At 73.2% G+C, this 11,007-nt stretch carries 9 protein-coding genes and 1 riboswitch; of the genes, 3 read left to right on the top strand and 6 right to left on the bottom strand.

What is annotated here, in order from left to right; all coding sequences use genetic code 11:
- Positions 1 to 7: 7 nt before the first annotated feature.
- On the top strand, positions 8 to 289 hold the full coding sequence (locus tag BMY40_RS23040; protein WP_093662704.1) for an HPr family phosphocarrier protein: 282 nt from the start codon (positions 8 to 10) through the stop codon (positions 287 to 289).
- A 202-nt stretch (positions 290 to 491) separates the two neighbouring features.
- Here BMY40_RS23040 and BMY40_RS23035 read toward each other — a convergent pair whose 3' ends face one another.
- The 4 genes from BMY40_RS23035 to BMY40_RS23020 all read right to left on the bottom strand — a co-directional run bounded on the left by BMY40_RS23035 (position 492) and on the right by BMY40_RS23020 (position 5,448).
- Positions 492 to 1,196: a GntR family transcriptional regulator gene (locus BMY40_RS23035; RefSeq protein WP_093662703.1), complete on the bottom strand. Its 705-nt coding sequence runs from the start codon at positions 1,194 to 1,196 to the stop codon at positions 492 to 494.
- A 182-nt stretch (positions 1,197 to 1,378) separates the two neighbouring features.
- Positions 1,379 to 2,260 carry a M23 family metallopeptidase gene (locus BMY40_RS23030; RefSeq protein WP_093662702.1) on the bottom strand — a complete coding sequence of 294 codons (882 nt, stop codon included), beginning with the start codon at positions 2,258 to 2,260 and terminating at the stop codon, positions 1,379 to 1,381.
- A 13-nt stretch (positions 2,261 to 2,273) separates the two neighbouring features.
- Positions 2,274 to 2,446, bottom strand: a riboswitch (cyclic di-AMP (ydaO/yuaA leader).
- Between the two features lie 207 nt (positions 2,447 to 2,653).
- Positions 2,654 to 4,030, bottom strand: coding sequence for a M16 family metallopeptidase (locus BMY40_RS23025; RefSeq protein WP_093662750.1), 1,377 nt, complete (start codon positions 4,028 to 4,030; stop codon positions 2,654 to 2,656).
- Positions 4,031 to 4,053: 23 nt separating this feature from the next.
- Complete coding sequence (locus tag BMY40_RS23020; RefSeq protein WP_093662701.1) at positions 4,054 to 5,448, bottom strand: M16 family metallopeptidase; 1,395 nt, start codon at positions 5,446 to 5,448, stop codon at positions 4,054 to 4,056.
- A gap of 215 nt (positions 5,449 to 5,663) precedes the next feature.
- On the opposite strand from BMY40_RS23020, the gene BMY40_RS23015 reads away from it, so the two are divergent.
- Positions 5,664 to 8,111 (top strand): DNA gyrase/topoisomerase IV subunit A, encoded by a 2,448-nt coding sequence (locus BMY40_RS23015; protein ID WP_093662700.1) that lies wholly within the window; start codon positions 5,664 to 5,666, stop codon positions 8,109 to 8,111.
- A 74-nt stretch (positions 8,112 to 8,185) separates the two neighbouring features.
- Here the strand turns inward: BMY40_RS23015 and BMY40_RS23010 are convergent, their stop codons facing one another.
- Positions 8,186 to 9,241: a CobW family GTP-binding protein gene (locus tag BMY40_RS23010; RefSeq protein ID WP_093662699.1), complete on the bottom strand. Its 1,056-nt coding sequence runs from the start codon at positions 9,239 to 9,241 to the stop codon at positions 8,186 to 8,188.
- 198 nt (positions 9,242 to 9,439) lie between these two features.
- Here BMY40_RS23010 and BMY40_RS23005 point away from each other — a divergent pair, with 198 nt between their 5' ends.
- Entirely contained in the window at positions 9,440 to 10,351 is a 912-nt protein-coding gene (locus tag BMY40_RS23005; RefSeq protein WP_093662698.1) for a ferredoxin family protein, read from the top strand.
- 49 nt (positions 10,352 to 10,400) lie between these two features.
- On the opposite strand, the gene BMY40_RS23000 is transcribed toward BMY40_RS23005, so the two are convergent.
- Positions 10,401 to 10,871: a DUF485 domain-containing protein gene (locus tag BMY40_RS23000; RefSeq protein WP_093662697.1), complete on the bottom strand. Its 471-nt coding sequence runs from the start codon at positions 10,869 to 10,871 to the stop codon at positions 10,401 to 10,403.
- Between the last annotated feature and the right edge of the window lie 136 nt (positions 10,872 to 11,007).

Below are 11,007 nucleotides of genomic sequence, written 5' to 3'. Positions count from 1 at the left end.
CAACACCATGGCAGAGCGCCGTGTCACCGTCGGCTGGCCCGAGGGCCTGCACGCCCGCCCCGCCGCGATCTTCGTCCGCGCCGTGACCTCCTCGGGCGTCCCCGTCACCGTGGCCAGGCCGGACGGCGAACCGGTCAACGCCGCCTCGATGCTCTCGGTACTGGGGCTGGGGGTGGAGGGCGGCCAGGAGATCGTGCTGGCCTCCGCGGCCGAGGACGCCGACACCGCCCTGGACCGGCTGGCGAAGCTGGTCTCCGAGGGGCTGGACGAGCTGCCCGGAGCCGTCTGAGCCACCCGGTCCGGCGCCCGGCCGCGCCGGACCGGGCCCGTACACGGCACTGGATACGGACCCGGTGTGGAAACGCGGCGGAAATCACCGGAGGAAGACACCGGCAAAGGCTGCGGGGCGACGCCCCGCAGCCTTTTTCCGCACCCGAAGAATTTCGGGCGCGCATTCCCCTTGCATTCCCGTCCTGTGTACACAATTCCTGTTACGAATTGTCACACGGCGTGTTTACGGTGTGTTTCGTTCTTCTCACCGGGCCTTTCCGGCGGCCGTCGCGCGCGGCCACCGGCCGCTGCTCGCGGCGCACCGCGACGGAGCGTTCCACGTGCTCGCTCGCCAGGGCGCGCGCCCGCTCCGCGTCGCCGCGCGCGACGGCGTCCACGACGGCTCCGTGCTCCCGCCACACGGCGACCGCGCGCAGCGGCGGTTCCGCGGCGTACACCCAGTTGATCTTGCGGCGCAGCTGTGTGAGCAGCGCGGCCAGGCTGGGACTGCCCGACGCCCGGGCCAGCGTCTCGTGGTACCAGTCCTCCAGGGCCCCCAGATCGGACAGCCGGCCGCTCTCCGCGCGCTGCAGGCCCAGGCGGACCAGCCCGCGCAGCACCCTCAGCTGCGCCTCGGTGCGGCGCCGGGCGGCCCGCGCGGTACCCAGCGGCTCCAGCAGGGCGCGGATGTCGAGCAGGTCGGCGGCCTCCTGCTCGGTGGGCTGGGCGACGCAGGCGCCCGCGTGGCGGCGGGAGACGACGAAGCCCTCCGACTCCAGGGTCCGCAGGGCCTCTCGCACCGGGACGCGCGAGACGCCGTAGCGCCTGGCGAGGAGTTCCTCGGTGAGCCGGGCCCCGGGCGGGAACACACCGGAGACGATGTCGTCACGGACCGCGCTGCACACCATGTGCGCGGAAATGCGCATGGGCCGACCTCCGCCGCCGTCTCCATGTTTCCCGAAGTACCGCAGAGACGAACTGTATTCCACTGCCACGCGTTTTCCGATGCCCGCCGGAAAACAGACGTGAAAACATCCGCCGCGCGACCTCGCGGGCCGCGCGGCGGATGCCGGTGCGTGATTTCCGGGTGCCCTGCGGACCGGGTCCGTCAGACGTCGACGCCCTTGCCGGCCAGATAGGTGATCGGGTTGAAGTCCGAGCCGTAGTAGGCGCCGTTGCGGGCCTCGAAGTGCAGGTGCGGACCGGTGCTGTTGCCGGTGGAGCCGACCGCGCCGATCTGCTGGCCGCCGTCGACCTTCTGGCCGGCCGAGACCTTCGTGGCGGACAGGTGGGCGTACTGGGTGTACTTGCCGTCGTCGTGGCGGATGACGATCTGGTTGCCGTACGCGCCGCCCCAGCCGACCGTCACCACGGTGCCCGGGCCGACGGACCGCACCGGGGTGCCCGTGTTGGCGGGGAAGTCGATGCCGCTGTGCTTGCCGGAGGACCAGGAGGCACCGGCCTGCTTGTAGGTGGTGGTGGTGTCCACGCCCGCGACCGGGTCGACGTAGCCGGTGGCCGAGCGGCGCTCGGCGGAGCGGTCGGCGCGCTCGTTCGCGCGCTTCTTCTCAGCGGTCTCGCGCTCCTTGGCGGCCTCGCGCTCCTTGGCGGCCCGGCGCTTCTCGGCGGCCTTCGCGGCCTTCTCCTTCGCGGCCCTCTCCTCGGCCGCCTTCTCCGCGGCGGCGTCGGCGACGCGCTGCTGGGCCTGGGCCTGGGCCCTGACGTCGTCGGCGATCGTGTCGCCGACGGCCATGGCCTGGACGAAGCCCAGGGCGTAGGTTCGCGAGCCCTCGTCCGGAGTGGCGATCGCGGGGGTGGCGGCGGCGCCGACCACGCCGGTGACGGCGACGGCGGCGGCTCCGACCAGACCGGCGCGGGTGCGCACGGAGCGGCTGGAGAGGTGGTGCTTCTCGGTGAGGCTCTCGGTGAGCCCGGTGAGCTTCTCGGTCAGCTTCTCGGCGAGCTGCGCGGTGGCACGGGTGAACGCCATGGGAGGCGTACTCCTTTCCTTCCTTCTCGCCTACCGGGTTAGCTGTCGGGTTCGGAGCAGGAAGGTCTCCTACGGGCGCACGGCCCGATTCACCCCAGGTGCCTCGGAGGAGGACCGCTCCCGCGCAGAAGGGCGGGAGGGTGGGTCCCCGGCTCCCCCGCTCGGGGGACTCGGCGATCACTGCCGTCGGCCGCGGTCGCGGTCACTTCTGACGGGCAGCGGGATCGACGCTAAACGGACAAATTTGAGCGAGCAAGCAAATAGCGTCTTTTGTAGGCCACACCACACAGGCCACCCACCGGAACAGCCCAAAACCGGACATACGGAAGGCCCTTGGTGTGGCAACCCCACCAAGGGCCTTCCGTCGCACAGCCGCCGCGGTGCGGCCGGGGATCACTGGTCCGTGACGACCGTCACCTCTCCGATGCCCAGGTCGCGCACCGTGTCGGCGATCTGTGACGCGTCTCCCACCAGCACCGTCACCAGGCGGTCCGCGGGGAAGGCGGCCACGGCCGCCGCCGTCGCCTCCACGGTGCCGGTCTCGGCCAGGCGGGCGTACAGCTTCGCCTGGTAGTCGTCGGGAAGGTGCTGCTCCACCTGGTCGGCGAGGGTGCCGGCCACGGCCGCCGCCGTCTCGTAACGCAGCGGGGCGACCCCCACCAGGTTCTGCACGGCCGTGTCGCGCTCGGCGTCGGTGAGGCCCTCCTCCGCCAGGGTGCGCAGCACGCGCCACAGGTCCTCCAGCGCGGGACCCGTCACATCGGTGGCCACCGAGCCGTTGATCGCCAGCATCGAGGCGCCGGTGCCCTCGGGCGAGGAGCGCAGCACCTGGGCGAAGGCCCGTACGCCGTAGGTGTAGCCCTTCTCCTCGCGCAGCACCCGGTCCAGGCGGGAGGTGAGCGTGCCGCCCAGGCAGTACGTGCCGAGCACCTGGGCGGGCCAGACCCGGTCGTGCCGGTCGGGGCCGATCCGGCCGATGAGGAGCTGGGTCTGCACCGCTCCGGGCCGGTCCACGACGACCACCCGGCCGGTGTCGTCCGCGGTGATCGGCGGGACCGGGCGGGGCCCGGCGGCCGCGCCCTTCCAGTCCCCGAGGGTCTCGGCCAGCGCCTTGTCCAGGTCCACCCCGGTGAAGTCGCCGACCACCACGGCCGTGGCCGTCGAGGGCCGCACATGCTCCGCGTAGAAGGCGCGCACCGCCGCGGCGTCGATGTTCCTGATGGTCTCCTCGGCTCCCTGGCGGGGACGCGAGAGCCGGGAGTCGGCCGGGAACAGCTCCTTCGACAGTGCGATGGCCGCCCGGCGGGCGGGATTGGCCAGCTCGTGCGGGATCTCGTCCAGGCGGTTGCGCACCAGCCTCTCGACCTCGCCCTCGGGGAAGGCGGGGGCGCGCAGTGCGTCGGCGAGCAGACCCAGCGCCCTGGTCAGCCGGGAGGCGGGGACCTCCAGGGAGACCCGTACACCGGGGTGGTCGGCGTGCGCGTCCAGGGTGGCGCCGCACCGCTCCAGCTCGGCGGCGAACTCCTCGGCGCTGTGCCGGTCGGTGCCCTCGCTCAGCGCCCGGGCCATGATCCCGGCCACACCCTCCAGGTCGCGGGGCTCGGCCTCCAGCGGCGCGACGAGGTTGACCTCGACGGCCACGACCTTCTGGCCGGGGCGGTGGCAGCGCAGCACGGTCAGCCCGTTGGGCAGTTCGCCGCGCTCGGGGGCGGGGAACGCCCACGGCCGGGGCTCGCCGCCGCGGGGCTGGGGGTGGAACTCCATCGACATTCCGTTCTGGGCCGTGGCGTCGCTCACTGAGCGGCCTCCTGGTCGTGGGTGTCGGCGGCGGCGCCGGTCTCGGAGACGGTGGCGCCCTCGGAGACGTCGGCCCCGGTGTCGGGGGCGGTCACCTGGGTGGGCTCGTAGATCAGCACCGCGCGGTTGTCGGGGCGCAGCCGGGCCGCGGCCACCTCGCGCACCTCGTCGGCGGTGACCTGGAGCACGCGCTCCACAGCGGTCAGGGCGAGCTGGGGGTCGCCGAACAGCACCGCGTAGCGGCACAGCTCGTCGGCGCGGCCGCCGACCGTGGCCAGCCGGTCCAGCCACTCGCGCTCCAGCAGCGCCTGGGCGCGCTCCATCTCCGCCGGGGTCGGCCCCTCCTCGGCGAAGCGGGCCAGCTCCTCGTCGACCGCCCGCTCGATGTCGGCGATCTCGGCGTCGCCGGAGGCCTTCACGTCCAGCCACCCCATCGAGGGCGCCCCCGCCAGCCGCAGCATGCCGAAACCGGCGGTGACGGCGGTGCGGTCGCGGCGGACCAGGCGGGTCTGCAGGCGGGAGGAGTCGCCACCGCCGAGCACCGTCAGCGCCAGGTCGGCGGCGTCCGCCTCACGGGTGCCGTCGTGCGGCAGCCGGTAGGCGGCCATCATCGCGCGGGAGGGCACCTCCTCGTGGAGGATCTGCTTGACCTCCTCGCCGATGACCTCCGGCAGGGAGCCGTCGCGCGGCGGCCGCTTGCCCTCGTGGGAGGGGATGGAGCCGAAGTACTTCTCGACCCAGGCGAGCGTCCGCTGCGGGTCGATGTCTCCGACGACCGCCAGTACGGCGTTGTTCGGCGCGTAGTAGGTGCGGAAGAAGTCCCGCGCGTCCTCCAGGGAGGCGGCGTCCAGGTCGGCCATGGAGCCGATGGGGGTGTGGTGGTACGGGTGGCCCTCTGGGTAGACCATCGCCGTCAGCCTCTCGAACGCCGTGCCGTAGGGCACGTTGTCGTACCGCTGGCGGCGCTCGTTCTTCACCACGTCGCGCTGGTTCTCCATGGACTCCTCGTCCAGGGCGGCCAGCAGCGACCCCATGCGGTCGGCCTCCAGCCACAGCGCCAGCTCCAGCTGGTGGGCGGGCATCGTCTCGAAGTAGTTGGTGCGCTCGAAGCTGGTGGTGCCGTTGAGCGAGCCGCCCGCCCCCTGCACCAGCTCGAAGTGGCCGTTCCCCTTCACCTGTGCCGATCCCTGGAACATCAGGTGCTCGAAGAGGTGTGCCAGACCCGTGCGCCCGGCGACCTCGTGGCGCGATCCGACGTCGTACCAGAGGCAGACCGCGGCGACCGGCGTCTGGTGGTCCTCGGAGAGCACCACGCGCAGGCCGTTGGCCAGCCGGTGCTCGGTCGCCGTCAGGCCGCCGGCGGTGGGCGGAGGGGAGGCCGTGTGAGCCATGGGCAGGGAGTCCCTTCGATCGCGATCGCGGACCGCGTTCTCACAACGCGTGTGTGGTCACTGTATGCAAGCGACCGGACAAAGCGCGAAGTTCCCGTACGGTTCGGGGCGGGGGCCGGACTGTCGGTGCCGAGGTCCACAATGGTGCCCGTCCGTCCCCTGCCCCGGTACGGGGACACACAGTCCGCAGTACGCAAGAAGGAGTCGCAGCCGCGATGGCCCGCCGCAGCACGAAGACCCCGCCGCCCGGGGGAGAGTTCGAGGAGCGCGTCCTCGACATCGACGTCGTCGACGAGATGCAGGGCTCCTTCCTGGAGTACGCCTACTCGGTCATCTACTCTCGCGCCCTGCCCGACGCGCGCGACGGACTCAAGCCGGTCCACCGGCGGATCCTCTACCAGATGCACGAGATGGGGCTGCGGCCGGAGCGCGGCTACGTCAAGTGCGCGCGCGTCGTCGGCGAGGTGATGGGCAAGCTCCATCCGCACGGCGACAGCGCCATCTACGACGCGCTGGTGCGCCTGGCCCAGCCCTTCTCCATGCGGCTGCCGCTGGTGGACGGGCACGGGAACTTCGGCTCGCTGGGCAACGACGACCCGCCCGCCGCCATGCGGTACACCGAGTGCCGCTCGGCCCCGGCGGCCGGGCTGATGGTCGAGTCGATCGACGAGGACACCGTCGACTTCGCGCCCAACTACGACGGCAGCGAGTCCGAGCCGTCCGTACTGCCCTCGGCCTACCCGAACCTGCTGGTCAACGGTGCCTCCGGCATCGCCGTCGGCATGGCCACCAACATGCCCCCGCACAACCTGGGCGAGGTGATCGCCGCCGCCCGGCACCTGATCAGGCACCCCGGCGCGGACCTGGAGACGCTGATGCGTTTCGTGCCGGGCCCGGACCTGCCCACCGGCGGCCGGATCGTCGGGCTGGAGGGCATCAAGGACGCCTACGCCAAGGGGCGCGGCACCTTCAAGATCCGCGCCACGGTCTCCGTGGAGAACGTCACCGCGCGGCGCAAGGGCCTGGTCGTCACCGAACTGCCCTTCAACGTCGGCCCCGAGAAGGTCATCTCCAAGATCAAGGACCTGGTCAACGGCAAGAAGATCCAGGGCATCGCCGACGTCAAGGACCTCACCGACCGCGAGCACGGGCTGCGGCTGGTCATCGAGATCAAGAACGGCTTCAACCCCGAGGCCGTGCTGGAGCAGCTCTACAAGCTGACGCCGATGGAGGAGTCCTTCGGCATCAACAACGTGGCCCTGGTCGACGGCCAGCCGCTGACGCTGGGGCTGAAGGAGCTGCTGGAGGTCTACGTCGACCACCGCTTCACCGTGGTGCGGCGGCGCAGCGAGTTCCGGCGCGGCAAGCGGCGCGACCGGCTGCACCTGGTCGAGGGCCTGCTGGTGGCGCTGGTCGACATCGACGAGGTCATCCGGATCATCCGCTCCAGCGAGAACGCCGCACAGGCCAAGGAGTCGCTGATCGCCCGGTTCGGCCTGTCCGAGGTGCAGACGCAGTACATCCTGGACACCCCGCTGCGCAGGCTGACGAAGTTCGACCGCATCGAGCTGGAGGCCGAGCGCGACCGGCTGAAAGCCGAGATCGAGGAGCTGACCCGCATCCTGGAGTCCGACGCGGAGCTGCGCAAGCTGGTCTCCTCGGAGCTGTCCGCGGTCGCCAGGAAGTACGGCACCCCGCGCCGCACCGAACTGCTGTCCTCGGCGGACGTTCCGGCGGCGGCCGTCCCGCTCCAGGTGGCGGACGATCCGTGCCGGGTGCTGCTGTCCTCCACCGGGCTGCTGGCCCGCACCGCGGGAGGCGAGCCGGCCTTCGACTCCTCCGCCAAGCGCCGCAAGCACGACGTGGTGGTCTCGGCCGTCCCCGCGACGGCCCGGGGCGAGGTGGGGGCGGTGACCTCCGCCGGGCGCCTGCTGCGGATCTCGGTCATCGACCTGCCGCAGCTCCCGGAGAACTCCGCGCCGAACCTGGCGGGCGGTGCCCGGTTCACGGAGTTCCTGTCCCTGCGGGATGGCGAGGAACTGGTGTGCCTCACCACTCTGGACGAGTCCTCACCGGGGCTGGCGCTGGGCACGGAACAGGGCGTGGTCAAACGGGTGGTGCCCGACTACCCCTCCAACAAGGGCGAGTTGGAGGTCATCACCCTCAGGGAGGGCGACCGGATCGTCGGCGCGGTGGAACTGCGCACCGGCGAGGAGGACCTGGTCTTCATCACCGACGAGGCGCAGCTGCTCCGCTTCCCCGCCGGGCAGGTCAGGCCGCAGGGGCGCCCGGCCGGCGGTGTGGCGGGCGTCAAGCTGGGCCAGGGGGCGAAGGTGATCTCCTTCACCGCCGTCGACCCGGCCGCCGACGCGGTGGTCTTCACGGTCGCGGGCTCGCACGACACGCTGGTCGGCGAGGTGGGCACGGCCAAGCTGACGCCGTTCGACCAGTATCCGCGCAAGGGCCGGGCCACGGGCGGGGTGCGCTGCCAGCGCTTCCTCAAGGGCGAGGACCATCTGACCTTCGCCTGGGCCGGTGCCGCGCCCGCTCGCGCGGCGGACGCCAAGGGCTCGCCGGTGGACCTGCCGGAACCGGACCCGCGGCGCGACGGCTCGGGCACTCCGCTGGCCAAGCCGGTCTCGGTGGTCGCCGGGCCGGTGTGACGTCCCGGTGTGACTCCCGGTGCGGCGGCCACGGGCCGGGCCGCCGCACCGCACCGCCCCGCGAAGCGGCGCGCTCAGGGCCGCACGTAGCGCAGGACGCCCCACATGCTGTCGGGGCTCGCCTCCTCCGGCGAGCCTGAGGCCGCGCAGGAGGCCAGCTCCTCGCGCACCGCGTCGGCGTCGATACCGGAGCCGATCAGCACGAGCTGGGTCAGACGCGGCTCGCCGCTCCCCCACGCCCCGGGACTGAAGCGCAGGAAGCGGCCGACCGCGTGCAGCCCGTACTTCTCCCGGTGGCCGGGCACGCCGAAGTGGACGAAGCCCTTGATCCGGTACAGGCCGTCGGGCCTGCCGTCCAGGAACTCCATGAGCCTGCGCGGGTCCACCGGCTCGTCGGTGGTGAACTCCACGCTCTGGTAGGCGGCGTGGAGGTGCCCGTCGTGCCCTTCGCCGCATCCGCGCCCGGCCTCGCGGATCTCGGCCCACACGTCCTCGAAGGAGAGCTGCCGCATCCCCTGCGCGCCGTCGTCGCGGGGGCGCGGGTCGAAGAGCAGCTCCGGGTCGACGCGCCCGTGGGAGGCGCGGACGACGGGCACGCCCCGGCCGATCCTCCGCAGCTCACCGGTCAGGGCGGACAGCTCCTGCTCACCGGCCCGGTCCGCCTTGTTGAGCACCACCAGATCGGCCATCGCCACATGCCGTTCGAGTTCCGGGTGCCTGGCCCGGGTGCCCTCGAACTCCGCGGCGTCGACGACCTCCACCAGCCCGCCGTAGACGATGTTCTCCTCGGCGCTGGAAAGGATCATGCGGATCAGGGTCTGCGGCTCCGCGAGGCCGCTGGCCTCCACCACGATGACGTCGATGCGGGCCGAGGGGCGCGCGAGGCGCTCCAGCATGGCGTCCAGGTCGCTGGTGTCGACGGCGCAGCACAGGCAGCCGTTGCCCAGGGAGATCATCGAGTCGACCTGCCCGGCCACCGACATGGCGTCGATCTCGATGCTGCCGAAGTCGTTGACGACCACACCGATGCGGGTGCCCCCGCTGTGGGCGAGGAGGTGGTTGAGAAGGGTGGTCTTCCCGGACCCGAGGAAACCGGCGAGCACGACGACCGGGATCCGCTTCCTGACCAAGCTCGCGCCTCCATCGTGCGGGTGGCAGCCGTACCGGAACGGCTGCCGATGGTAGCCGACGGCCCCTCCCGTCCCCGATCCCACCCGCCCCCCGCCCCACACCCGCACCCGCGCCCGCACGGCTCTGCGGGGACCCGGCCGGGCCCGCCCCGTTCCACCGGGAGGACTCCCCGGGCGCGAGCGGTTAGGCTCCCCTGTGTGAGTACCTGTTCGACCGCCTCCCGGGCGCTGGCCGAACCGCCGGCCGCCACCGCCGCGACCGCCCGGACGTGGCTGCTGGTCGAGCAGCCCGGGCCGTGGGGGGCCAAGGCCCTCACCGACAGCCGTCTCGACCCGGTGCTCGGCCGTGCGCTGGAGCGGGCCGCCGACGGCACCGGCGTACGGGTCGCGCTGATCCGCCGCCCCGGCCGCCATCCGGACCGCCACGGACCCGCCCTCCGCCGCGTCTACCTCGCCCACACCCTCCCCGGCCGGTCCTGGGTGCGTACCGCCCTGCTCACCGGCCCGGACGAGTTGTACGGCCTCGACGCGACCGCCATGGCCTCGCTGGGCGCGGGCGACCACGGCGGGCTGTGGGAGCCGTACGGCGGCGATCCCCTGGCCCTGGTGTGCACCAACGGCAGGCGCGACCGCTGCTGCGCCGCCCTGGGCCGCCCGCTGGCGGCCGAACTGGCGGCCTCGGAGGCCTGCGAGGTGTGGGAGACCACCCACATCGGCGGCCATCGCTTCGCCCCCACCCTGCTGGTCCTGCCGTACGGCTACGTGTACGGCAGGCTGGGGGGCCACGCCGTCAAGGGCGTGCTGGACGAGTTGCGGCGCGGCCGGATCGCCACCGACGGGTGCCGGGGCCGGTCCGCCTGGGACCGGCCGGGCCAGGCCGCCGATCTGGCGGTGCGCGAGCTGACGGGCGAGGCGGGCGCCGACGCCCTGGCGGTCACCGGCACCGCGGGCGCCGCCCCGCGGTGGAGCGTCACGGTGGCCCACACCGACGGCCGTTCCTGGCGTGTCACGGTCACCGAGGACACCGACGTCCCGCCCGTGGCCGCGAGCTGCGGCGCCGTCCCCGCCGTACAGCCCCGCATGACGGCCGTGGACGTGACCCCGCTCTGACCCACCTTCCCCCGGGGCCGGGGCGGGGCGTGGCCCGGTCGCGCGCCGGTCACCGGGCCCGGTCTCCCCTCCCCTGGGCCGCCGTGCCCGCCGCGCCGAACGGTTCGTGTCCGCACCGGCACGGCTCGGAGGCCTCCACGCGCCCGTCCCTGCGCGGACGCGTGTGGCGGGCGTACGCCCAAACCAGCAGGCAGACGGCGGCGAACTGCGCGAGCCCGGCGGCCGTGCCCGCCGTGACGGGTCCGCCGCCCAGTGTCCGGCCCGCAGCGGCGGGCACGGCGGTGACCGCGACCAGGTACGCCAGGTGGCAGGCGAGGAGGGCGGCGCCGGCGGACAGGACGAGGCGGCGGTGGCGACCGCGCGTCCCGCGGAGGGCGGCTCCGCGGGGGCGGGTGAGGCGGGCGGCGGTGGCGGCCGCCGTGCCGGGAGCGGCCCGCCGGGGGAAGGGCGCCGCGGTGGCGCCGTGCTCCTCCCCCCAGCCGGAGGCGAGGGTGTCGTGCCAGGGGTCGTCGATCCGCATGTCCCAGGATGGGCAGGGCTCCGGGCCTCACGGGAGACCAATCCGGACTCTTCACCCTTTCAGGGGAGGATTCACCGAGCCGCTCCCGCGGCCCGGCGGGCCGCCGGGCCGTGACCTGGGCCGAAAGAGCCGCGCC

Origin of the sequence: Streptomyces radiopugnans, assembly GCF_900110735.1 — a bacterium.
In the GTDB taxonomy this organism is placed as follows: Bacteria; Actinomycetota; Actinomycetes; order Streptomycetales; family Streptomycetaceae; genus Streptomyces; species Streptomyces radiopugnans.
Note: the sequence above shows the minus strand (reverse complement) of the source record. Positions and strands in the feature narration are given on the sequence as shown.

Coding starts and splice junctions, on each gene's coding strand:
- BMY40_RS23040 (WP_093662704.1), top strand. CDS start 8: ATGGCAGAGCGCCGTGTCACCGTCGGCTGGCCCGAGGGCCTGCACGCC.
- BMY40_RS23035 (WP_093662703.1), bottom strand. CDS start 1,196: ATGCGCATTTCCGCGCACATGGTGTGCAGCGCGGTCCGTGACGACATC.
- BMY40_RS23030 (WP_093662702.1), bottom strand. CDS start 2,260: ATGGCGTTCACCCGTGCCACCGCGCAGCTCGCCGAGAAGCTGACCGAG.
- BMY40_RS23025 (WP_093662750.1), bottom strand. CDS start 4,030: ATGTCGATGGAGTTCCACCCCCAGCCCCGCGGCGGCGAGCCCCGGCCG.
- BMY40_RS23020 (WP_093662701.1), bottom strand. CDS start 5,448: ATGGCTCACACGGCCTCCCCTCCGCCCACCGCCGGCGGCCTGACGGCG.
- BMY40_RS23015 (WP_093662700.1), top strand. CDS start 5,664: ATGGCCCGCCGCAGCACGAAGACCCCGCCGCCCGGGGGAGAGTTCGAG.
- BMY40_RS23000 (WP_093662697.1), bottom strand. CDS start 10,871: ATGCGGATCGACGACCCCTGGCACGACACCCTCGCCTCCGGCTGGGGG.